Annotated in this window: 18 protein-coding genes; 10 read left to right on the top strand and 8 right to left on the bottom strand. The window is 45.8% G+C overall.

Features of this window, described 5'->3' with window-relative positions; genetic code table 11:
- The first annotated feature begins 45 nt into the window (after window positions 1-45).
- Genes AAA938_RS11180 through AAA938_RS11155 form a run of 6 tightly spaced genes read left to right on the top strand, consistent with a single transcriptional unit; the run spans window position 46 to window position 6,788 of the window.
- Window positions 46-909 carry a heme/hemin ABC transporter substrate-binding protein gene (locus AAA938_RS11180; protein WP_338228814.1) on the top strand — a complete coding sequence of 288 codons (864 nt, stop codon included), beginning with the start codon at window positions 46-48 and terminating at the stop codon, window positions 907-909.
- A gap of 3 nt (window positions 910-912) precedes the next feature.
- Window positions 913-1,965: a FecCD family ABC transporter permease gene (locus tag AAA938_RS11175; protein ID WP_338228813.1), complete on the top strand. Its 1,053-nt coding sequence runs from the start codon at window positions 913-915 to the stop codon at window positions 1,963-1,965.
- Complete coding sequence (locus AAA938_RS11170) at window positions 1,953-2,768, top strand: heme ABC transporter ATP-binding protein (RefSeq protein WP_420915739.1); 816 nt, start codon at window positions 1,953-1,955, stop codon at window positions 2,766-2,768. Before AAA938_RS11175 ends, AAA938_RS11170 begins: the two co-directional genes overlap by 13 nt.
- Window position 2,769: 1 nt before the next feature.
- Window positions 2,770-3,819, top strand: coding sequence for a hemin-degrading factor (locus tag AAA938_RS11165; RefSeq protein WP_338228811.1), 1,050 nt, complete (start codon window positions 2,770-2,772; stop codon window positions 3,817-3,819).
- Between the two features lie 41 nt (window positions 3,820-3,860).
- Window positions 3,861-6,164: a TonB-dependent receptor plug domain-containing protein gene (locus AAA938_RS11160; RefSeq protein ID WP_338228810.1), complete on the top strand. Its 2,304-nt coding sequence runs from the start codon at window positions 3,861-3,863 to the stop codon at window positions 6,162-6,164.
- Between the two features lie 18 nt (window positions 6,165-6,182).
- Window positions 6,183-6,788, top strand: coding sequence for an HmuY family protein (locus tag AAA938_RS11155; RefSeq protein WP_338228809.1), 606 nt, complete (start codon window positions 6,183-6,185; stop codon window positions 6,786-6,788).
- Window positions 6,789-6,842: 54 nt separating this feature from the next.
- Here the strand turns inward: AAA938_RS11155 and AAA938_RS11150 are convergent, their stop codons facing one another.
- Window positions 6,843-7,331 (bottom strand): C40 family peptidase, encoded by a 489-nt coding sequence (locus AAA938_RS11150; RefSeq protein WP_338228808.1) that lies wholly within the window; start codon window positions 7,329-7,331, stop codon window positions 6,843-6,845.
- Between the two features lie 158 nt (window positions 7,332-7,489).
- On the opposite strand from AAA938_RS11150, the gene AAA938_RS11145 reads away from it, so the two are divergent.
- Window positions 7,490-8,839, top strand: coding sequence for an MBL fold metallo-hydrolase (locus AAA938_RS11145; RefSeq protein ID WP_338228807.1), 1,350 nt, complete (start codon window positions 7,490-7,492; stop codon window positions 8,837-8,839).
- Between the two features lie 128 nt (window positions 8,840-8,967).
- Window positions 8,968-9,207 (top strand): hypothetical protein, encoded by a 240-nt coding sequence (locus tag AAA938_RS11140; RefSeq protein WP_338228806.1) that lies wholly within the window; start codon window positions 8,968-8,970, stop codon window positions 9,205-9,207.
- On the opposite strand, the gene AAA938_RS11135 is transcribed toward AAA938_RS11140, so the two are convergent.
- Window positions 9,208-9,969, bottom strand: coding sequence for a hypothetical protein (locus AAA938_RS11135; protein WP_338228805.1), 762 nt, complete (start codon window positions 9,967-9,969; stop codon window positions 9,208-9,210).
- Window positions 9,970-10,090: 121 nt separating this feature from the next.
- The gene (locus AAA938_RS11130) at window positions 10,091-12,226 is read right to left on the bottom strand and encodes a S9 family peptidase (protein WP_338228973.1); all 2,136 of its coding nucleotides are present in this window, start codon (window positions 12,224-12,226) and stop codon (window positions 10,091-10,093) included.
- Window positions 12,227-12,403: 177 nt separating this feature from the next.
- Between AAA938_RS11130 and AAA938_RS11125 the strand changes: the two genes are divergently transcribed.
- Window positions 12,404-13,390, top strand: a complete 987-nt coding sequence (locus AAA938_RS11125) for a D-alanine--D-alanine ligase (protein ID WP_338228804.1) — start codon at window positions 12,404-12,406, stop codon at window positions 13,388-13,390.
- A 189-nt stretch (window positions 13,391-13,579) separates the two neighbouring features.
- Here AAA938_RS11125 and AAA938_RS11120 read toward each other — a convergent pair whose 3' ends face one another.
- The 4 genes from AAA938_RS11120 to AAA938_RS11105 are packed head-to-tail and all read right to left on the bottom strand — an operon-like array spanning window position 13,580 to window position 17,552.
- A complete protein-coding gene (locus tag AAA938_RS11120) occupies window positions 13,580-14,518 on the bottom strand; it encodes a rhomboid family intramembrane serine protease (RefSeq protein WP_338228803.1) in 939 nt (312 codons plus the stop codon).
- A 1-nt stretch (window position 14,519) separates the two neighbouring features.
- Complete coding sequence (locus AAA938_RS11115) at window positions 14,520-15,311, bottom strand: rhomboid family intramembrane serine protease (protein ID WP_338228802.1); 792 nt, start codon at window positions 15,309-15,311, stop codon at window positions 14,520-14,522.
- Between the two features lies 1 nt (window position 15,312).
- Window positions 15,313-17,157, bottom strand: coding sequence for a DNA mismatch repair endonuclease MutL (gene mutL / locus AAA938_RS11110; RefSeq protein WP_338228801.1), 1,845 nt, complete (start codon window positions 17,155-17,157; stop codon window positions 15,313-15,315).
- Window positions 17,154-17,552 carry a hypothetical protein gene (locus tag AAA938_RS11105; RefSeq protein ID WP_338228800.1) on the bottom strand — a complete coding sequence of 133 codons (399 nt, stop codon included), beginning with the start codon at window positions 17,550-17,552 and terminating at the stop codon, window positions 17,154-17,156. Before AAA938_RS11105 ends, mutL begins: the two co-directional genes overlap by 4 nt.
- Before the next feature lie 434 nt (window positions 17,553-17,986).
- Here AAA938_RS11105 and AAA938_RS11100 point away from each other — a divergent pair, with 434 nt between their 5' ends.
- Window positions 17,987-20,929, top strand: coding sequence for a serine hydrolase domain-containing protein (locus AAA938_RS11100; protein WP_338228799.1), 2,943 nt, complete (start codon window positions 17,987-17,989; stop codon window positions 20,927-20,929).
- Window positions 20,930-21,139: 210 nt separating this feature from the next.
- Here AAA938_RS11100 and AAA938_RS11095 read toward each other — a convergent pair whose 3' ends face one another.
- Entirely contained in the window at window positions 21,140-23,071 is a 1,932-nt protein-coding gene (locus AAA938_RS11095; protein WP_338228798.1) for a CHU_0125 family OmpA-like outer membrane integrity protein, read from the bottom strand.
- Window positions 23,072-23,110: the final 39 nt, after the last annotated feature.

The following is a 23,110-nucleotide window of genomic DNA, read 5'->3' as shown; positions in this document are numbered from 1 at the left end:
CTAATTAAGTATAATTTTGCCCATGTTTTGATTCAGTCTAAATAAATGAAAGCCAACTATTCTTTATTCACATCCTTACTTTTCCTGATCATGTCCTGTTCTGGACCTCAGGAGAGCAAAAAGGAGTCTGTTCTTGTCCCTCAAAAAATCATCACAGCGGGTGGCACAATTACCGAGATTGTCCATTCCTTGGGTTTTGGCGATCGAATTATTGCCACAGACCGGACCTCTACCTATCCGGCATCCATGCAGGCTTTGCCTAGCATCGGTTACAGAAACCAGATCAAATCAGAAGGCATTCTTTCGCTCGGACCTGAAATGGTCCTAATTGAGGAGGGATATCTTAATGAGGAGGTAATTGCCCAATTAGAAAGCTCGGGCATCGCGGTTAAGCTTTTCCCCAAACCCAAAAATCTCGAGGAGACCAAATTCCTCATCAGCAACTTGGCCAAGTTATTTGAGGCGGAAGAAAAGGGGAATGAGCTCATTTCTTCAATAGAGCAAGACCAAAAGGAATTGAAGGAATTTTTAAGCTCCCAAAGCGGAAATCCTTCAGCAGCATTTATTATGGCTAGAGGCCCTGAGACAGTTTTTCTTGCGGGTGATGAAACTTTCGCTACGGAAATGTTTGAAATGGCTGGAATTCAGTCTGCTTCCACAGGATTTAAAGATTTTATCCCTCTTACTCCCGAAGCTCTGGTTGCGATCGACCCAGATTATCTCGTGCTTTTCGAATCAGGAATTGAAAGTCTGGGTGGAAAAGATGGCCTTGCCGGAGTACAGGGAATTAAGGAGACAGAGGCATTCAAAAATGACCGAATCCTTGTTTTTGACGGACACTATTTATCAGCCTTCGGACCAAGAGCGGGTAAGGCGGCCCTGGAGTTGGCAAAAGCAGTAAGACCCTAAGTCATGAATAATTTGTCCTTGACCCATAGCAAATCTAAAGTCCACTCCCTATTGATAGGGGGGATGCTGGTGTTTCTATTGGTTCTGGGACTTTTTTCCCTGTCCAAAGGTGCGTTTACCATCTCCTTTGCTCAGGTAGTCTCTATTCTTTTTCCACTCGACTGGGCACCCTATGAGGCACAGCAAGTCAATGTACTGTATTCGATTCGTTTACCCAGAATTCTAATGGCGACCTTGATCGGTGGAGGGTTAGGAATTGCGGGAGCTTCCTTGCAGGGGCTGTTCAGAAATCCTCTCGTGGAACCAGGGCTGATCGGTGTCAGTAGCGGAAGCGCCTTGTTTGCGGTGATCTTCCTGGTATTGATCCCCACGCTCACTCAAGCTTTTGGTCTGATCAGCACTGTTGGCCTTCCTTTCTTTGCCTTTTTGGGAGGATTGGTTCATGTGTTGGCTGTTTATTATTTAGGAGGACGAGGAAAAAGCGACACCGCTACCTTAATACTTGCTGGAGTGGCGATCAATGCTCTGGCAGGAGCCCTGATTGGCTTGACCTTGTTTTATGCAGATGATGCAGCCTTGAGAAGCTTCACCTTTTGGAGCTTAGGTGATTTGGGAGGTTCTACCTGGGCCAAAGTTCCCTTGGCTGCTTTACTGATCCTTTTGCCTTCCCTGATTCTCTTTGGAGAAAGCAAAAACCTCAATGCCCTGTCTTTGGGCGAGCAGGAGGCTTTCCACATGGGGGTAAACGTGAAACAAACCAAAATCAAATTGCTCACGCTGACGGCTTTGATCGTGGGCGTAGGGGTGGCCTTTACCGGGATGATTGGTTTTGTGGGGCTCATTGTCCCCCATTTGATTCGTATCGGTTTTGGTGCGGATCATCGCTTGGTTTTGCCGGCCTCATTCCTGCTCGGGGCTATTTTACTCAACGTGGCCGATTTGATCGGAAGGACCTGGGTCGCTCCTGCCGAATTGCCCATTGGTGTGATTACAGCCCTATTGGGAGCTCCGTTTTTCATCGCTTTGATTTTCCAACTTCATAAATCCAAAAACTAATGCTTAGTGCTCAAGCCATCCATTTTTGCATTCGAAAAAAGCCAATCGTAGATCAGGCGAATATGGTGATTCAGCCCGGGGAAATTCTGGCTGTGCTCGGTCCCAACGGAGCGGGAAAATCGACTCTTTTTAAGATTCTTTCGGGAGAAATCCCCTGCAGTCATGGACAGGTGGAATACAACGGCCTGCAGATTGGCTCCCTCAAGCCCCAACAATTGGCCGAAGTAAGAGCAGTAATGCCTCAGCATTCTTCCGTGAATTTCCCATTTACTGCCAAAGAAGTCATTGAACTCGGCATGATTGCCGTCAAAGCCAAAAATCCCAGAAAAATCCTCGAGGAGGTAATCGAATTGACCGGCACAGCTCATCTTCAGGATAAGCTTTACCAGCACCTATCGGGAGGAGAAAAACAACGGGTACAGCTGGCCCGGGTCTTGGTGCAGATTTGGGAAAGCAAACCATTCCCCAGATACCTCCTCTTAGACGAACCTACCTCCAGCCTGGACATTGCGCAGCAGCATGCCGTGCTGGGAATTCTTGAAAAACTCAAATCGAAAAACATCGGGATTTTAGTCATCCTTCATGAACTCAACCTGGCAGCGCAATACGCCGATCGAATTGCTTTGCTTAAAAATGGACTCGTAGCCAAAGTGGGTCCGGTCAATGAAATCATGGAAGAAAAGCTGCTTTCTCAGGTTTTCGATTATCCGGTCCAATTGATGAAAAATCCACTCAACGGCAACTGGATTGTGGGTACTTCTGCTCATTCCTTTTCCAATCTTTCAAAATCTAAACAAGCCTAATATGGAAACTGCAACCTTCACTACATCCAGCCTAAAAAATGCCTGGCAAGAGTTAAAATCCAAAGAGCCTCAACTCCGAATCCGCGATGCGGCACAAAAGCTAGGCGTATCAGAAGCAGAACTTCTTGCAACCGGAATCGGGGAAAATGTGATCCGATTGAAAGAAGACTTCGTAGATCAGGTTCAGAAGTTTCCAAAACTGGGTAAAGTCATGTCCCTGACCAGAAATCAAGGTTGCGTTTTAGAGCACAAAGGCACGTTTCAAAAGATCGATATCATGCAGGCAGGCCCTCAGCATATCGGCACGGTGATCGGGCCTATTGAGCAGCGCGTATTCTTCGGGGCTTGGAAATTCGGCTTTGCGGTGTCCAATGACACTCCAAGAGGACCTCAAAACAGCCTTCAGTATTTTGACAAGGAGGGAAATGCGGTGATGAAGATCTTTTTTCAGGATGAGACGAATCTGGAAGTTGCTGAGCAATTGGTCAGAGATCATCAGGCAGAGGAGCAAAACCCGGAGTTGACTTTGGAATCTTTCCCAGCCAAAGAATATGTCAGCAAGGAAGAGCTTGATCAGGAAGGGTTTAAATCCGACTGGGAAAACATGAAGGACACCCATGATTTCTTTGGAATGCTGCGTAAATACAAACTCAACCGACTCAACGCAGTAGAGTGGATCGATGACAAGTGGGCTTATGAAGTGGACAGACTTTCTACCCGAAAGATTCTGGAATCCGCTGCCGAGACTCAACTTCCTATCATGATTTTTGCAGGCAACATGGGGAATATTCAGATCCATCAGGGAAAGGTAAAAACGATCCGACTTATGGGCGACTGGCTGAATGTGATGGACCCGGAATTCAATATGCATTTGAATGAAAAAGAGATAGCAAGAGCCTTTGTAGTGCACAAGAATACGACCGAAGGTTTGGTTTCCTCTCTGGAACTGTTTGATCAAGAAGGAGAAATGATCGCTCAGTTTTTCGGACTGAGAAAGCCGGGAATCCCCCAAAAGCCGGAGTGGAAAGCCCTACTGGATACCCTCAATTAAAATACCGGCGGAGGCTTCCCCTCCGCCAAAATTTTCAACTTATGTTTAGAATTAATCCAAATAAATTCAAGCTTCTGTTTTCTCTCCTTTTCACCCTAGTTGGATTGGCTTGGGCGGGTGATGGAGCCAAGAAAATTTTGGATGCTCAGGGAAACCCAATTCCTCATGCACTCATCAAGGTAAATGGGACAGCTCCCATTCCAGTGAATGACAAAGGAGAGATACCTGCCATTCCGGTTCAGGAGGGAGAAATCCTCGTATTTGCGATGGGTTTTGAGACAAAAAAACTGAGCCCGGAGGAATGGAGGCAGGCAGATGCGGTGGTTTTGAAGGAAAAAACAGGGACACTCCAGGAAGTGGTGGTGGCTGCCACCCGTACTGACCGAACGGTGGAAGATCTTCCCATGCCGGTCACTGTCCTCAATTCGGAAAAAATCCAACAAACCGGGGGATTGAGACTTTCAGAAGTTTTGCGCGAGCAAACCGGCCTTCAGATCACTTCAGACCATGGGGCAGGATTGCAAATGCAAGGCTTGGATTCGGATTACATTCTGATTCTGCTTGACGGCGAACCATTGATCGGCCGGACGGCGGGTACCTTTGATTTGGACCGAATTTCCGTCTCCTCCATCGAGCGGATAGAAATCCTTCGAGGTCCCTCAAGTGCGATTTATGGAAGCGAGGCCATGGCAGGCGTGATCAATATCATCACCAAACCCACGGATTCAGGCACTCAAGTAGACTTAGGAGTAAGGCATCGTTCATTCAATACCTGGAATCCCTATGCAGAGATTGGTTTGGGAAGTGAAAAATGGAAGGCAAAAATCCTCTATGATTATTTTTCTACAGCAGGATTTGATCTCACTCCGGAGACTATTGGACAAACTCAAAACCCCTATCAAGCACAAACTGCCCAAGTCAAATTGGGAGGTAAAATCAACGAAAAATTTGACCTGAACCTTTTCCTCAGAGGCTACTCCGAAAATTCCTCAGGGCAAATGCAAACCTCCGGCGCTTCTCCTGAAATGCTGGTAATGGAGAATTCAAGACGGGATTTCAACTTCAACCCAACACTTCGGTTTAGACCCAGTGAAAACCTTCTTTTCACCCTTCGGGGCATGAGTTCTTGGTTTTCCACAGTTTCAGATACTCGATTTCAGAGTGATGGCAGCGCCTTTGATTTCCAGGATTTTAATCAATTCTATCACCGAACAGAATTGCAAACAGACTGGCAGGCGAATTCCAAAAATCTGATTACCCTGGGTATGGGGCATTTGGTAGAAACGGTGGAAGCCACCAGATACGACGATCTGAATCGTTTTGATGCGGGGTACTTTTTCCTTCAGCATCAGTGGGACCCGCATGTCCGAGTCAATTTGGTCACCGGTTTGAGAGCGGATTTTCATAGCCAATATGGAAATAGACTCAGCCCAAAAATTTCAGGGCAGTATCGCTTTTCTGACAGATTCAGCTGGCAGGCTTCCTTTGGGGCTGGATTTAAGGCGCCGGATTTTCGTCAGCTGTTGCTCAACTTCAACAATGCCGCATCCGGGTACTTTGTCTTCGGTGCCCTATTGGCAGAAGAGGGAATTCAACGACTTCAGGATCAAGGATTGGTGGCAAGAGTTCTGATTCAGCCGGAGACCTTGGGAGAGCTCACTGCTGAGAACTCGGTGGCTATCAATACAGGTTTTCGCTGGAAGCCGAATACTCAATGGCTAATCCAGGTCAATGCTTATCGGAACAACATTGATAACCTTATCGAAACCGCCCCTATCGCACAATTGGTCACCGGCCAAAATGCCTTTTCCTATTTCAACATTCGACAAGTAGTCACTCAAGGTGTGGAAGCTGACATCAGCTTTCAGGCTACTCCCAACCTTAATCTGAGTCTAGGCTATGCTTTTCTGGATTCTTATGACAAAGACGTACTGGATAGGATAGAAGCAGGAGAAGTCTTCAAAAGAGACAATCAAAACAGGACTACCCGTGTGGAAAGGTCAGATTATGGGGGCTTGTTCAACAGAAGCCGTCACAGTGGAAACTTCAAGATCAATTACCGGGAAAATTGGACCGGAACGGATTGGGCCCTTCGTGCTATCTACAGAGGTCGTTTTGGATTTGCTGACCTGAACGGCAACCTAATTCTCGATGACGATCAAGAATATGCCGAGGGTTGGGTGAGTCTAAACCTCACAGTGACCAAGACCCTTTCCTCAGGAATTTTCCTTGAGGCTGGAGCGACCAATCTCTTGGGAACTTTAACTCCTCAACAACCCAATAATCCCGGCAGAGTCGTCTTCGCCGGGCTGAGAATCCCTTTTGCAAACCTTATTCAAAAATAAATCAAACCTCAATTACAAATGAAAACGTTAGTAAAACCGCTATTTCTATTCCTATCTCTTGGACTATTTGCTTCTTGTAGTGAAGATACTCCTGAGCCTACTGTGGCATTGGAAGCTGTCCTAGTGACCGACCTAGCCGCTCCAAACGATGTGATCGACCGGGTGACCGGACAAGTGACAGAAGAAAGACCTTTCCAATATTTCAGTCTTGAGACCAATTCACTCGTGAGTGAATCCGAAGACTGGGATTTGGCCTTCAAGGGCACGACCATCCGGGTCAATGCCTCTAAAAATGTGAGAGCTGCTGTAGTAACAGGGATTTTCGAGGAGATCACCTCGGTGCCTGCCAGTGCCGTTTTTGCGACAGACACTCAATCTACCTTTGCAATTCCGACAGGAAGTGGAAGTGGATGGTACAATTACAATCCGGCCACATTTACCGTGACTCCTATTCCCGGCCGGGTGATTTTGGTCCAGACTGCGGCTGGAAACTACTCCAAGATTGAAATTTTGAGCTACTACAAGGGAAATCCTCCGGTAGCCGAAATCAACCCCATGACCACACCAAGTGCACATTACACGTTCAGATATGTGCTCCAGACCAATGGATCAATGAATTTCTGAGTTTTGGATAGATTTTTTTAACTGGGTAAGAGAGAGCACTTCGGTGCTCTTTTTTTATTCCAATATCCTTGTGGCAAAAAGGAAGGCTTTTTTCCAATAGGAATTACTGAGATAGTCCTCAGTGACTCCAAGAGATGTCGAGGCATGAATAAACCGGACATCCTCTTTGCCGGCTTCTGTCACGATTCCTGAATGTGAAACTTGATTTTTCCGCCTACCTGTGGCAAAAAACAGCAAATCACCGGGTTGCACTTCCTGGATTTTGATTTTTTGGCCTACTTTGCTTTGATCGGCAGACATTCGGGGGAGATTGATGCCTACCGAGTAGTAGGCATGAAATACCAAAGCAGAACAATCCATTCCGGCTCGTGTGGTTCCTCCGAATTTGTAGGGAGTGCCCCGGTAGGACTTGGCTGTCTGGATTACAGTGAATGCCGGGCTTTCTTCAGCCAGCTTCTTTTTTGATTTACAGGAAAAGGAAATCAGGGCAAGGAGAACTAGAAAAAGGAAAGAAAAGGGATGGGAAAAATTCTTGGGTCTCAAGGGAATTTGTTTTGCTTGATTCAAGTTTACCTCTCCAAAGGTTAATTTTCAAGGATTTCTCTGGGGAACTTGGATTTTTCTTAAGTGATTTCGATCACCGGAACTGATTTTTGTCATGTTTTACCTTTGTACTATCAAAACAGAAAAATTACACGACCATGAATATCAAACAGTTTTATGACGAAGGGCTAGCTCACGCAAGTTATGCCATCCTATCTGAAGGAAAAGTAGCTCTAGTGGATCCGGGAAGAAATCCACAGCAATACTATGACTTTGCCCAGGCAAATGATGCCCAAATCGTGGCAGTCATTGAGACTCACCCTCATGCCGACTTTGTGAGTTCACACTTGGAATTTCACAAAAATGAAGGAGCGACGATCCATGTTTCCAAAATGGTGGGTGCTGAGTATCCTCATACCGGATTTGATGAGGGAGATTCCTTTGCCATGGGAAAAGTTACTTTCCATGCCCTTCACACTCCAGGTCATTCTCCGGATTCGATCAGCATTTTGCTGAAGGATGAAAACGGAAAAGACCATGCCCTTTTCTCAGGAGATACCCTATTCATCGGAGATGTGGGTCGTCCTGACTTGAGAGAAAAAGCAGGAAATATGACCGCTCAGCGGGAGGAATTGGCTCGAATGATGTACCACACCGTTCAGAATAAGCTGAAGCCTCTTGCCGATGATATCCTGGTATTCCCGGCACATGGAGCGGGATCACTTTGCGGAAAAAATCTAAGCGATGCCCGTCAGTCTACCATCGGTGAGCAGCGTGCCACCAACTGGGCGTTTTCTGATTTGGACGAAAAGACCTTCATGGACTCCTTGCTCCAAGGACAGCCGTATATCCCAAAATACTTCGGCTATGATGTGGATATGAACAAGAAAGGTGCACCATCTTACCAGCGTTCACTTTCTCAGGTAAGCATTTGGCCGGAAGGATCCCAACTTCCTGAGGGAGCTTTGGTCATCGATGCCAGAAAGAACGAGCAGTTTGTACAGGGTCATATCCCCGGAGCAATCAATATCATGAATGGCGGCAAGTTCGAGACTTGGTTGGGATCCATTGTAGGTCCTGAGGAGAAGTTTTTCCTAGTCGCTGATTCAGCTGCAGAATTGGAGATTTTGATCACCAAATCTGCCAAAATCGGATACGAGCAATTGATCCATGGCGCCGTGGTCAATCCGGCAGGAATGACCGAAAAAGGGACTTCTTTTGATGTGGAAGGTTTCAAAGCCAATCAGGACGCCTTTACCATCGTGGATATCCGTAGCCGTGATGAGCATGCCAACTCTCCGATTTTCGAGGGAGCTTTGAATATCCCGCTTCAGGAGTTGAGAGAAAGGGCTCAGGAGATCCCGACAGAAAAGCCTGTTTTGATCCACTGTGCAGGAGGATACCGCTCAGCGGCAGGCTCCAGTATTGTGGCAGGCAAGGTCGAAAGCGTTGAAGTTTTTGATTTCAGTGAAGCGATTAAGGACTTTCAGGTACCTGTTGCTCACTAAGGAGTAATTTGTAATTCACCTCAAAGCCCCTGAATTTTCAGGGGCTTTTTTGATGCCTGTGCGTAGATTTTTTGAGAAAAAGCCAACCAAAATGGGTATTTTCATGTCTTTCTCAGAAATGCCAATTCATGAGCCGGGAAGAATTCAATCAGTTGCCTCTCTTTCAAAAGATCAAAACCCTCTATCTAGAGGGTACTTTTGTGGTGGGCATTCGGTACTACCGGCACAAGGTCAACTTGTATTTGTTGGAAGATGAATACGTGGAGGTTTTTTACAACCACAAAGAGGATAAAATTGACAAAATTGACTTTTTGCCGAGAGATCACAGTCGGATGAAATTCTATCTGGATCAGATTAAGATTGATTGATTACCTCGCCCAATCTGGAATGTCCTCTCGGAAAGCCATTCTTAGTTTCCCCTCCAAAGGCTCCCGAAATACATAACCTTCTCCGTTTACCATCTCGTACATCTGGATTTTAAGTTCAAATTCTACAAGCAGCAGACGTTTTTGCTCTCCTTTGTCATTGATAAAAGTTCCCTCTCTTTGGTTTATTACTCGAAGGTAGTTGTCAGTTGGTATTTCATATTTTCCTTCATGAAAGAAAGGATTGTACAGCCCTGACTCAAAAGGTCTTTCGGCTCCATTTGGAACATAATAAACCTGAATAAAATCTGGCACGGCTCCAAAATCCTCCTTATTGTAGTTGAAATCTATCACGTTTATTTTCTTTTCCCCTACTTCCAAAACCTCCTTCACTTTGTCAAAAGAATAGATTTCTTCAAAGACGAATTTGGAATTAAACTCGCTTGTGGCTTGATCGGACCATTTCAACTCAGGAAGTCTTATGTATATCTCAAAACCCCTAGTAGGTTCTTTAATTTTCATTAGATGGGTGACCACATTACCTTGGTAAATGGTTCCATTTCCATCTGCGCCGGTTCGGAAATTAAACACAATTGGAGTGTTTTCTGCCTCAAAGTTGCTTTCAAAGCTTGAGGTTTCGCCATCAGGCAGAGTCCCCTCAAACCCCACTTGATCAATTAGGTTTTCAGGTTCTTCATTGTCTTGGCAAGAGAAAAGGATAAAGCATAAAAGCAGTGTCGGGAAAATTTTCAAAGCATATTTCATAAAGGCTGATTTTGGTTAAGAAAAAGTATTTTGAGTCAGGACGTTTAGTTCTCAGCTAGCGCTACAACAAAAAACCGCAGAATTTTCATCCTGCGGTTTTTTGTTTTGAATCGGGAGGTTTTTACAACTTTCTCTTCAAGAAATCGGTCATCTGGGTGTACAAATGCCAAGTGGTATTGCCTCCGTAGATGCCATGGTTTCGGTTGGGATAATAAAACGTCTCAAACTGCTTATCAGCTTTGATCAATGCATCCACCAAGTCTACTGAGTTTTGGAAATGTACATTGTCATCTCCGGTGCCATGAATGAGGAGGAAGTTGCCTTTCAGCTTGTTCACATGCGTGATCGGGCTGTTGTCGTCGTATCCTGCAGGGTTGAGCTGAGGAGTTTGCAGATAGCGCTCGGTGTAGATCGTGTCATAATATCTCCAAGTCGTCACAGGCGCTACAGCGATGGCAGTTTTGAAAACCTCATTTCCGATCATTAGAGAAAGCGAGGACATATAGCCTCCATAGGACCAACCCCAGATTCCGATTCGGGATGGATCCACAAAAGGCATTTTTGCAAAATGCTTGGCTCCCTCGATCTGATCGATTGTTTCCAGCTTGCCTAGATTGGCGTAGGTAGCGTGCTTGAAATCTCTTCCTCTCGCACCAGTTCCGCGATTGTCCACGCAGGCGACGATGATTCCCTCCGCAGCCAAGGCCTGATGCCAGAAGTCGCGGGTTCCTCCCCAGGAATTCAGGACATTCTGAGAGCCAGGGCCTCCATAGACATACATCAGCACAGGATATTTCTTGTTTGGATCAAAGTCTGCCGGCTTGATGATATAGCCATTCAGCTCAGTGCCATCTACCGTTGGGAAGGTGAAAAATTCTTTTTTACCCAAAGCAAAACTAGTCAAACGATCCTTCAAGGCCTGATTGTCTTCCAAAACTTTCAGTTCTTTTCCAGCGGCATCATTTAATGTCACCTTGACGGGAGTATCCGAAGTCGAATAGTAATCTATGAAAAACTTGTGGTCCGGACTCATGTTGATGGTGTGGCTACCCTTGGCAGGAGTCAGGATTTTCTTGCTTTTCCCGTCTAGGTTAATCACATAGAAATTGCGCTCCAGAGGGGAGGCTTCTGTGGAAATGAAATAGAGTTTTTTAGCTTTTTCATCGATTCCCACCATGGAAGTCACTTCCCAGTTGCCGGAAGTGATCTGACGAATCAGAGATCCATCCAGATTGTGATGGTAGATATGCTTGAAGCCGTCCTGCTCGGAAGTACGGATAAAGGTCTTTCCATCGCTGAGGTATTGGAGATCGTCGTTGTAGTCCAAGTCCACATAGGTTTTGGCTGTCTCAGAGACGATGAGCTTGCTTTCTCCAGTGCTCGCATTGGCATGGAACAGGTCTAGCTGATTTTGCAGGCGATTCATTCGGATAAAGGCCAGAGTGTTTGCATCCTGAGTCCAATAGATTCTTGGCAGGTAGATATCCGTTTCAGTTCCGGCATCAACTTTCTGGGTTTGGGCAGTTGCCAAATCATAGACATGAATGCTGACGATGGAATTTTTTTCTCCCGCTTTCGGGTATTTGAATTTGTAATCCTGAGGATAAAGCGGTCCCCAAGTCTGCATATTGAATTCCGGTACTTGGGTCTCGTCAAATCGGATAAAGGCGATCTTTTTGCCGTCTGGAGACCATTTGAAAGCCTGAGCCATGGAAAATTCCTCTTCATACACCCAGTCTGCCGATCCGTTGATGATTTTGTTCCATTCCCCGTCGGAGGTGATTTGAGTGAGTTTGTCGCTGGCCAATTCGACCATAAACAGGTTGTTGTTTTGGACAAAAGCTACCTTGTCATTGTCTGGAGAAAGAGTGGCGTAGGAGATTTTCTCTCCGTTCATCAGTTGTTGCTTTTCTCCTGTGGCCAAATCCACCACATAGAAAACCCCCTTGGAGGATCGGCGGTAGATGGATTCCACGTCTGTGGCGATCAGTGCCTTGGATTCATCCGCATTGAAGGAGTAGCTGGAAAAATTCACACCCAACTTCGCGCCATCCAAAAGGACTCCGGCTTCTTCACCGGTGGCCAGATTGATTTTAACGACTGCGGGAGCTCCGCCACGTTGTACGAGTGAACTGTAAAATTGCCCGTCTTTCATCCAGTTGATGCCATAGACGGACTTTTGATTGAAAGAGCCTTTTTTGAAGACATCTTCCAGCATTACTTTTTTCAGGCTTTGGGCCTGTGTGCTGAGAGCCATTCCGATCACTGCAATCCAAGCGAGGCTGAGCACTTTCCAACTTCTAATCATATTTTATCGATTTGGGTAAAATTCTTTTCTGAAATGTGGGCGAATATATAAAACGGGAGGACCCAATGGAAACCCTTGGAGGGTAAACGGAAAATTAGCTATTTCGTACTTAGATTTTTCCCCGCTATGAAGAAGAAAATTGCCTTGGTTACCGGTGGATTTACCGGTGAGTCCGTCATTTCACTCAAAAGTGCCGCTGTCGTCGAAAAAACCATCGATCGGGATCGGTATGATGTCTACAAGATTCTGATTTATCCCGGAGATTGGCATTTTATCTGCGCTTCCGGAGAGAAGATTCCGGTGGATTTGAATGACTTCAGTATTTCTATTGGGGATGAAAAAATCAAGTTTGACGGGGTATTCAATATCCTCCATGGTTCTCCGGGAGAAGATGGAAAATTGGCCGGCTACTTCGATATGCTGGGAATCCCCTACACGACCTGCGATCAGCTGACCTCGGCGATCACGATGAACAAGGGCTACACCAAGGCCATCGTGCAGGACATTCCCGAACTAAACGTGGCCAAGTCCATTCAGCTGTTTGAAAACTCCCCTGCCAATGCTTCAAAAATTCAATCCGAGCTTACTCTTCCCCTTTTTATCAAACCGAATAACGGAGGAAGCTCGATCGGAATGAGTAAGGTGAAAACCCGGGAAGAATTGCCGGAGGCTTTGGAAAAGGCCTTTGCAGAAGACAAACAGGTATTGGTGGAAGAGTTTGTGAGCGGCCGGGAGTTCTCGATTGGAGTTTTCAAGGGAAAAGGAGAAATCACCGTTTTGCCTGCTACCGAGATCGTCAGCAGCAAAGAGTTTTTTGATTATGAAGCCAAGTACATTCCTGGAGTTACCGAGGAAATTACGCCCGGACGGATGAATGAAGAGGAAGTGGAGCGAGTCGGTCGGATTGTGACCAAGGTTTATGAAAAGCTGAATTGCAAGGGGGCTGTGCGCATCGATTATTTTCTGCAGCACGAGACGGGCAAGTTCTATTTTATCGAGATCAACACCGTTCCTGGACAAACCGAAACCAGCTTAATCTCTCAGCAGGTTCGGGCGATTGGGATGGAAGTCAGGGACTTTTATACCCAGTTGATTGAGGAGATGTTTGGGTGAAAAATACAGTAGAAATACAGTAGAAATACAGTAGAAATACAGTAGAAATACAGTAGAAATACAGTAGAAATACAGTAGAAATACAGTAGAAATACAGTAGAAATACCTCTTTTCTAAATGTAGCAGACCAATACTATTTCAACTGCATTTCACGGAGCGAAGCGGAGTGTATTTCTATCTGTTATTGATTTACTTTTTACTAAACTCAAATAGCTTCCTTTTTTCCTCTTTGGTCAAAGCATCGTAGCCTTTTTCTGCGATTTTGTCCAAAATCCGGTCGATTTCTTCTTGGCTGGTTTCTTCTGTCTTAGGTCCGCTTGTCCCTTTTTTAGCAGTTCCAAAACCTGAAAATCCCCCTCCACTCGAAGTTGTTTTTGCTTTGCGATAGCTGACTTTGACCTTGTTTCTTCTTCCGGAAAGGAGGTTTTCGAAGAAGATACCCACTTTCTGTACCGGTTTCCCCCAATCATTTCCTTTGCGAAGCTGCACCACATAGAGGTACCCCAAAAGCGCTCCTCCCAAGTGGGCGATTTCTCCGCCTGCATTAGCCCCGATGGAATTGGCAAAAGAAAGAATTACATAAAATGCAGCGATGTAGACGATCTTAACAGGGCCGATCAAAATCAGGAAAAAGGTGGTATTTGGTGCCAATGTAGCCGCCCCTACTACCACTCCAAATACTCCGGCACTTGCTCCCAGCATCATGGATGAGCTCACCGAGTCATTGAAATAGGGGGAAAGATTGTAAATCAAAACGTAAAAAACAGCGCCGAATAAGCCACCCAAGATGTAGAGGTTGGCCAGTTTCCGACTTCCTAAGTATTGATGAACGACCATCCCAAACCAATACAGAAAAAGCATATTGAAGAGGATATGGAATACCCCTTCGTGAAGGAACATGTAGGTGAGGGGAGTCCAGGGCTGGAAAGCCAATTTTTCCAAAGAAGCCGGCATCATCAGCCAGCTTAGTCCGGCTCGGTACAGCTCTCCCAATCCACCAATAGTCAAAATCACCCGGCTGATCAACAGGGTAAAAAACACGATCAAATTGATCGCGATCAGCTTATAAAGGCTGTTGTCACTGTGCCGGAAGGCGTTCCTCAGATTTTCCCAAAAGCTACCGTACATATCAATAAAAACTGTTTCTGTCTTTTTTCCAGTTGTAAACCAACACTGCCCCGATAATCAGGCCACTCAGGTGGGCAAAATGGGCCACATTATCCGTAGGGTTGTTCACCATAACGTTGTAAATGGTATATACGGCATAAGCCCCGACCAGATACTTGGCCTTGATCGGCATAGGCGGAAAGAGCAGAAAGAGCTGGGTGTTGGGAAAAAGCATCGCAAAGGCAATCAAAATTCCAAACAAAGCTCCGGAAGCTCCGACCATGGGCTGATTGACATTCAGTCTAAGGATAGCCTGAAGGGTTTTTTCGGCCCGTTCTACATAGACCGGATCATTGGGATTTCTGCTATAGGCATCGACAAAGTCAAAAACCTCCGGGGAGAAATACCCTCTGTTTTGAACCACCAGCTTATTGAAATATTCCGGATCGGGATTGGCTTCAAAGGTCAAAACTTTGCTTTCCAGAGACTTGTATTGATAAACGCTGTATCCGGTATAAAGTACCCCGGCACCTACTCCACAGACCATCCAAAGGGTAAACAGTTTTTTGGGTCCCAAAAACTGCTCCAGCAGCGGTCCGAAAATCAGAAGACCAAACATATTGCTGAACAAGTGCCAGAAGTCAGCATGCATAAACATGTAGGTCAAAAACTGGAAAGGTTTGAAATATTCGCTTTGGATATTGAACAAGGCAAACCACTGATTGAGGGCCGGAAGGATAAAACTCGCCACCAAGAAGACAACCACGTTGATCAGGAGGAGATTTTGGACTACCGGTGTGATATTTCTGAACATGTTATTTTCCGAAAAAAGAATGTATGCTATTTAAATCCAATTTGACAAAAGTTTTGTTCCCTGCCGGCGAATAGTTTGGATTTTGGCAGGCAAAAAGCTGCCCAACCAGATTTTCCATTTCTTGAGGAGTAAGTTTTTGTCCTTTCTTGATCGATGATCTACGGGAAAGAGACCGGGCAAGGTTTTCTCTTTTGTCCAGAGAAAGCTCATTTTTGAAATTCTTGAACTGTTCCAATAGGCCTTCGAACAGGTCCTTTTCGTTTTTCACTGTCACATCTGCAGGTACTCCCTGGATTAGGAAGGTATCCTTTCCAAAGGGCTCTACCATAAATCCCAAGCTGTGAAGTTCATCCACCATATCCATCACCAAGGCATAATCAGAGGGATTTAGCTGGACTGTGGCAGGGAAAAGACACTGCTGGGAAGCTCCTTTGGCAGTTTGGATATTTTTGAGATACCGCTCATAGAGAATCCGCTCATGGGCAGATTGCTGATCCAAAATCATCAAACCCGTGGACATTTGAGCCACGATATAGCTCTGCTCCACCTGAAAGGTAGTTCCGGTGGATTCAGCTTCCTGCGGTACAATCATGAATCTGGGTTCGTCCATGGACGCCCGGCTAGGGAAAGTCAGGATTTCTGTTTCCCCCTCGTCTTTAGGCTGGCTTGGACTAGGAGTGGAAGATAAATTTCCTTCAAACAAGCGCTCCCATCCTGACACGGAAGATTTTTTGAATTCCGGGGTATTGAATGTCTTGTAGCTGTATTCCCGGTCCACTTGGGCTTTCTTTTCCGGGTCATTGGTCCAATTTTCCTGAAAATTCACATCCATGCTGAAATCCAGAGATGGGGCCACGTGATGAGCACCCAAGGCCTGCTTGACCGCTGAGCGGATCACCGCATAGACTGTCCGTTCGTCATCAAACTTGATTTCGGTCTTGGTTGGATGCACATTGATGTCGATGTGTGCCGGATCAATGTCCAAAAAGAGCACATAGAAGGGATGCTGATCTGCCTGAATCAGGCCCTCGAATGCTGAACTGACTGCATGACTCAGATAGGAGCTTTTGATGTATCGGTTGTTTACAAAGAAAAACTGCTCTCCCCGGGTTTTTTTGGCACTTTCGGGTTTGCCGATGTACCCTTTTACATTGAGATGGGGAGTGAGTTCTTCACAGGGAACAAGCTGACCCTGATAGGATTTGCCAAAAAGACCCACAATCCGCTGACTGAGTTTGCCACTCGGAAGATTGTAAGTTTCCAAATCCTGCTGATACAGGGTAAAAGCCACTTCTGGATAGGATAAAGCCACTCTTTGGAACTCTTCCACCAAGTGGCGCATCTCCACCGGGTTGGATTTGAGAAAGTTTCTTCGTGCAGGGACATTGAAAAACAGGTTTCTCATGGAAATGGAGGTACCCACAGGGGCTGCCACCGGTTCCTGTTTTTTGACTTCAGATCCGTCGATTTGGATAAGCGTACCCAGCTCGGAATCGGCCTGCCTGGTTTTCATTTCCACTTGTGCCACCGCAGCAATGGAGGCTAAGGCTTCCCCACGAAACCCAAAGGTCCGAATGGCAAAGAGGTCTTGGGAAGTTCGGATTTTGGAAGTGGCATGCCGCTCAAAACTCATCCGGGCGTCGGTCGGGGACATGCCCTTCCCGTTGTCAATGACTTGGACGAGTTGTTTGCCCGCATCTTTGATCAAAACCTGAATATGGGAAGCTCCTGCGTCAATGGCATTTTCCAATAATTCCTTGAGTGCGGAGGCGGGTCGTTGGACGACTTCACCTGCAGCAATCTGATTGGCTATGGCATCCGGAAGGAGCTGGATGACATTGTTCATCTTTTTCCTTGCTTTTTGATGCGAAAGAAAAAGTAAACAGCACCTACAATCACTGCCCCGTAGGTGAGATAAGTGAATATTTCAGGTCCGATGTAGATATATCCAAATGAAGCCGCGATTAACCCAAAGAAGATCAGAGTCCGGATCATGGCAGTGGAGCTAAACAGACTGGTATCCCTTTGTTTGATTCCTCGATAATTGGTAAAGGACCCACGAATACCCGCCCCATAGCCCATAGGATTTTCATTTTCTCCACTGATCAGCCCTTCCTCCTGTAGCTCTTTTTTGATCCGGGAGGTTCTTTCCTCAATTTCTTCCTTGACAGGATCATAATATCTGGGTTTGATATCGAAGCGCTGTGGAGCTGAAGTTCGGAAGATGGAAGGAAATTTCATGTGTCTATAAATGTTTTCAGCAGTCACCTAGAATCTCGCATGGTGAATAGTCATTCCGGTGGGTAACAACTAGGTCATACTCGATTTGATCTGTCTTTATTTTCAATCTACTAATCGAAGGATTCATAAATAATAAATCCCAATTCATTGGAGGAGGTAGGTGAGCTCTTTCGAAGAAATATGAATTCCTGAAGTAACTTTTCTTGCCTTTCACTTCCCGTCAAAGGGAGTCCATCTCATCCCTTTTGGCCGTAGATCATGTTTTATTGGACTTTGGCAGGGATTTCACAGCTTTCTACGTCAAACTTTACTAAATTGAAATTTAAGCAGAATGAAAGCGTTTGATGGATGAAAAGGTGGTAGGGTTAGTCTACCTTTCCAATGTATCAACACAAATTTACTTCAAAAGTTAAGGAATTAAAATCATGTATGGGATGAGAAAGAAGCATTGGAAGCTTCTCAGTTTTTTTTTGGTCTTAGGCCTTTTTTCTTCGGCAAGGACCGATCTTTTTTTAACGATCGAAGACCCACTTCTCAGTCCTGACCGTACTACGCAATTGTCCTGGGTAGACAGCGTGTTCAATTCTCTGACTTTTGATGAGAGATTGGGGCAATTGTTTATGGTAGCTGCCTACTCCAACAAGGACCAAAGACATGTGGATGAGATCAGCAATCTGATCAAAACGGAGAATTTGGGAGGGCTGATTTTTTTCCAAGGAGGACCCAACCGGCAGGCGAGATTGACCAATTACTATCAAGCCCAAGCCAAAACCCCTCTCTTTATTGCTATGGATGCAGAGTGGGGAGTGGGTATGCGTTTGGATTCTGTTCTCAATTTTCCCAAAGCAATGACCTTGGGGGCAGTGCAGGATGATCAGCTGATTTATGAAATGGGGAAGCAGATTGCCCTACAGTTTAAGGAATTGGGAATGCACATCAACTTTGCCCCTGTAGTGGATGTCAACTCCAATCCCAATAATCCGGTAATCGGGTATCGTGCTTTCGGGGAAAACAAGGATTTGGTGACCCGACAGGCGTTGGCCTACATGAAGGGGCTTCAGGACCATGGAGTCATAGCCAATGCCAAGCATTTTCCCGGTCACGGGGACACCGAGACTGACAGCCACCATACCCTGCCTGTGATCAAGCATGCAGAAAACCGAATCTGGAATGTCGATCTCTACCCTTATCAGGAGTTATTCAGAGAAAATCTGATGTCCGTGATGGTGGCTCACCTTGATGTGCCCAGCCTGAGTCAAGGAACTAATGTTCCGACGAGTCTTTCCAAACCGGTAGTGACGGATTTGCTCCAAAAGCGGATGAATTTCCAGGGATTGGTATTTACCGATGCGCTAAATATGCGAGGGGTTGCTGTTTCCAATAGGCCGGGAGAAGTTGATGTCAAAGCCCTTTTGGCAGGAAATGACGTGCTTTTGTATTCTCAGGATGTTCCCAAAGCCAAAGTCCTGATCAAAGACGCAGTCAGTCAGGGTTTGATTTCGGAAGCAGAAATCAACCGCCGGGTAAAGAAAATTCTAAAGGCAAAATATTGGGCAGGACTGCACAAAAGAAAACCCATCGATACCCATAAAATTGCCGACCGTTTGAATCCCGCCGCATCTAAAGTTATTTTAGAAAAGCTCTACGCTGATGCCTTCACCGTAGCCTCCAACAAAGGAGATCTTTTGCCATTTAAGCAGCTCGATCTAAAGAGTTTTGCCAGCTTGACCATAGGTGATCCAGGGGAAAAATTCTCCCAATACCTGAACAAATACACGAAAGTCGAGCACTTTTCGATAAGCAAAGCGGCCTCCCAATCTGAACACTATGCCCTGATGAAAAAGTTGGAAGACTTTGATGTAGTCATCGTGGGATTGATGGGTGTAACCAACAGTCCCAATCGAGCATTTGGCATAGCACCGATGGATATTCAGCTGATCAAAGCTCTGGAAAAAAGACAAAAGGTAGTGACGGTCCTCTTTGGCAATGCCTATGCGGCGACAGCCGTGCAGGGAATGGGCAATGTGGTCTTGGCCTACGAGAACAATGAAATCACACAAATGCTTGCTCCCCAGCTTCTCTTTGGGGGAAGGCCCGGAAAAGGAATTATGCCGGTCAGCGTAAGCGGTGGATATACTCAGGGAGTTGGGGGATTTCTTCCAGGCTTGAGCAAGCTTTCTTACGGGATGCCGGAAAGTGTGGGACTTAACAGTGAAAAGCTGGACCGGATAGATGAGGTCGCTAAGCGAATGATCAAGATTCAAGCGGCCCCGGGTGCCAATGTCTTGGTTGTGAAGGATGGAAAGGTGGTATTTGAGCGATCCTATGGATATCTGGATTACAAAAGGAGTGCGGCTGTCACTCCCAATACAGTTTATGATTTAGCTTCGATTACCAAGGTTTTGGCTACTACCCAAGCAGCCATGTTTTTGGAAAGTCGGGGTGAACTCGACATGAACAAAACCTTGGGAGATTACCTTCCTGAGTTGAAGGGGACCAATAAGGCCAACCTTGTCCTGAAAAATGTCATGGCGCATGAGGCGGGATTAAAGGCTTTTATTCCCCACTATGTGAAAACGGTAGAAAGTGGTCAATGGAGATCCGAGTATTATAAGCCTTCCTCAGAACCCGGGTTTTCTCGACCAGTTTCCAACGATATGTTTGCCAGAGATGGGCTGAGGGACAGTATCTGGAGCTGGACAGTCAAATCTGACCTTCTTCCCAAGCCGGTGAAGTACGTTTATTCAGACCTCACCATGTACTTCATGCAGGCAGTCATCGAGCGGATAGTGAATCAGCCTTTGGATGAGTTTTTGGCTCAAAACTTCTACGAACCATTGGGACTTCATACCCTCACTTTTAATCCTGGGGAAAAAATGCCGATCACGTCCATTGCCCCTACTGAAAATGATGTGGCTTTTCGAAAAAGACAGGTCCAAGGCTATGTCCACGATCCCGGAGCAGCTATGTTTGGAGGAGTAGCTGGACATGCCGGCTTATTTGGCACAGCCAATGATCTGGCAGTCATGATGCAACTCATGCTCAATCAAGGGAAATATGGAGACGTCAATTTGATCCGCCCTGAGACGGTGAAGGAGTTTACCAAAAGGCAATCCAATATGAGCCGCAGAGGATGGGGATGGGATAAGCCCGAACCCGAAGTCGGAAAGGGAGGGTCTGCAGGGAAGTTAGCTCCCAAATCCACTTTTGGTCATACCGGATTTACCGGAACTTGTGTGTGGGCGGATCCTGAAAATGATCTGATTTACGTCTTTCTTTCCAATCGGGTCTATCCGGATGCCAACAACAATAAGCTGCTCTCTGAGGGAATCCGGACTGAGATTCATGATTTGATCTACGAGGCGATGGAGAATTGAGAGATAATTTTAAAATCCCTTAAACTAAACAGATCAAGCTATTTGAGTAGAATAGGGTGGGCTTGGTCAAATGAAATTCCATAATCCACCGCCTTAACAAAAAAGTGCCATTCAGATATTCAATCCGGATGGCACTTTTTTAATTCTTCAGAAGAAAGATTCCAGAACCTATAAGTCTTGTGTCTTGATTCTAGCGTCTTGGATCTAATTTTACTCCTTAATCTCAATCACCTTAAACTCGGTTCTTCGGTTGACTTGATGTTCTTCCTCGGTTTGGGCGTCTTTGATGATCAATTGAGTTTCCCCATAGCCTTTGGCCACCAATCGATCAGCCGCTATCCCTTTGGAGACAATGTAGTCAACCGCACTTTGCGCTCTTCTCTGGGAAAGATCCAAGTTGTAGGCATCGCTGGACCGGGCATCGGTGTGTGAGCTAAGCTCGATTCGGATGCTTGGATTGTCAGCAAGGATTTTGACCAATTTGTCCAGCTCAATAGCAGCATCCGGACGGATATCCGCTTTATCCAGATCGTAATAGATGTTTTCTAATACGATAGATTTCTCCAAAATCAGCTGATCCAGATAGATGGTTGTGTCCAAAGTCACGTTGGTCACATCCTGGATAAGAGTGGCAGGATCCGGTGTTTTTCCTTTGGTCGTGTAAGGGACAGACTTGGAGAAGTAGCCGTTTTTGGAAGCGATGATGGTATAATCGGATTCCGGAGCCATGGTAAATCTTACCCGCCCGTTGGCATTGGAAAAGTCTCCTCCCTGCTGCTTGTTGTCCGAGCCATACAGGACTATTCTGGTCTGAGGGATTGGGCTATCCGAGCCGTCTTCTTTTGTTTCCTTGGCAAAGACATTCAAGAGGACATTGATAATTTTTGGCTTGGGGGTTTTGTCTTCAAAATAGTAGATATCATCATCTCCTACCCCACCTTCTCGATTGGAGGAAATAAACCCTGTTTTGGGGTATTCGGTAAAGAAAATGCCAAAATCGTCGTCTTTGGTATTGAAGTTCTCTCCCAGGTTTTTGATCACCTGAGTTCCGTTTTCATCTTTTTCAGCTACAAAAAGATCAAGCTTTCCATATCCCGGATGACCATCGGATGAAAAGAAAAATTTTCCGTCGGGGGCCATTCTTGGGAAAAGCTCATTTCCCGGCGTATTGATGGTAGGGCCAAGGTTGACGGCGTTTCCGAAGTCTCCATTGGCCAGTTTTGTTGCCTTGTAAAGATCAATTCCGCCATATCCTCCCGGGCGGTTGGAGGCAAAGTACAATTCGGAACCATCCGGACTAAAGGCAGGGGTGGAATTCCACCAAAACTCATCTTCATTTACCGGCATCCAAATTGGCTGAGTAAATCCAGAACCTCTAAAATAGGAGGCAAAAAGGGCATTTTCAGGCAGGTCTTTCGGGGAAGTGGAGTTTCCTCGACTGTAAATAATGGTATTTCCATCCGGACTGATAGCGATGGCACCTTGGTTTAGGCCTTCCTCATTTCGGAATTCCGGCAGGGCCTGAATTCCGCCAACATCCACTCTCACGCCTTCTGCTCTGGTTCTAAAAAGCTTGGTATAGGGAGTTCCTGTGGCAGGATAGATACCGGAGGCCTGTCTCCCGGCTGTAAAATAGAGGAAGTTTTCACTGACTACCGGGCTGTAATCCGGTCCGGGAGTATTCAGTTCCTGATAGTTGACCAAGACATGATTGGGCCAGTAGTTTTCTATTCCTTCTGCCAGTTTGATGGATTCGATTTCCCGTTGGGTTCTTGCCAAAAGGGCCTCATCGGAGGTGTATTGCTTGGCAGATTCAAAGGCTTTTTTGGCTTCCTCGTTTTTCTGTTGGGCCTTTAGGCTTTGGGCAAGGAAAAAATAGTGATTGAAAGAAGGCTCCTGTTCCACCAACTGACGGTAGTAGGGCTCTGATTTTTCTATCCGGTTGGAAAGGCGGTAGCTCTCTGCCATTACTTGGTTAGCTCTGAAATCCGTCGAGTCCTGCTCCAATATTCCTCCAAAAGTATTGATGGCATATTGATATTGTCCGGAAAGGAATTGATCGTTGCCTTTCTCCAACATACTTTTGCAACCTCCCAAAACGAGGGTGAAAAGAAGAGAAAGTGAGAAAAAATAATATTTCATGGATTTCGAATGCATGTTCGGGCTCTGAATAATACAAAT

The organism is Algoriphagus taiwanensis (assembly GCF_036245645.1).
In the GTDB taxonomy this organism is placed as follows: domain Bacteria; phylum Bacteroidota; class Bacteroidia; order Cytophagales; family Cyclobacteriaceae; genus Algoriphagus; species Algoriphagus taiwanensis.
The sequence above is the reverse complement of the archived record's forward strand: the minus strand, read 5'-3'. Positions and strand labels throughout refer to the sequence as shown.